Source organism: Massilia sp. CCM 8734, assembly GCF_011682155.1.
Classification (GTDB): domain Bacteria; phylum Pseudomonadota; class Gammaproteobacteria; order Burkholderiales; family Burkholderiaceae_D; genus Telluria_A; species Telluria_A rubra.
The window spans coordinates 1-478 of the sequence record NZ_WHJI01000197.1; the positions used below are offsets into that span (position 1 = coordinate 1).

General features: G+C 56.1%; 1 protein-coding gene. It reads left to right on the plus strand.

What is annotated here, in order from left to right; all coding sequences use genetic code 11:
* Positions 1–147: 147 nt before the first annotated feature.
* Positions 148–478 (plus strand): potassium transporter TrkG (locus F2P46_RS36215; protein ID WP_368737997.1); only part of this gene is annotated, 331 nt, incomplete at its 3' end.

The following is a 478-nucleotide window of genomic DNA, read 5'->3' on the forward strand; positions in this document are numbered from 1 at the left end:
TCGACACCGGCCAGGTCCCTCAACTCGTCCTGAGCAAGCCACGTCCGGTCTGCCGAGAACTGACCACCAACCCGCCAACCTTCAACCGCATACTGCGCCATTCGATGCCCCGTTCAATCGGGTAGGGGGGCTATTGCCCGCGACATCGTGATCGTCACTGAGGAGCTCATGTATCGCCGAACCGGCACTGCGGTGGCAGTTTATGAAACATTCAGGCTAGGTCTCATGGTGAATCGATCGCCTCGGCTGCGGCTGAAACTTATCACTCAAACAGAAACTCATTCGTTGGGACTGGGCGATGTGGCCAATGTGGCTAAGCTCGTGCTAACCGTGACGGTTGCGTGTGAGCTGATTGTTGCGCTAGTTCTGATGTTACGGTTCCGTGTTGGTTACGGCCTCGAATGGCAACAGGCTGCATGGAGCGGACTGTTTCACTCAGTTTCGGCATTTAATAACGCCGGCTTCTCAATCCACGCCG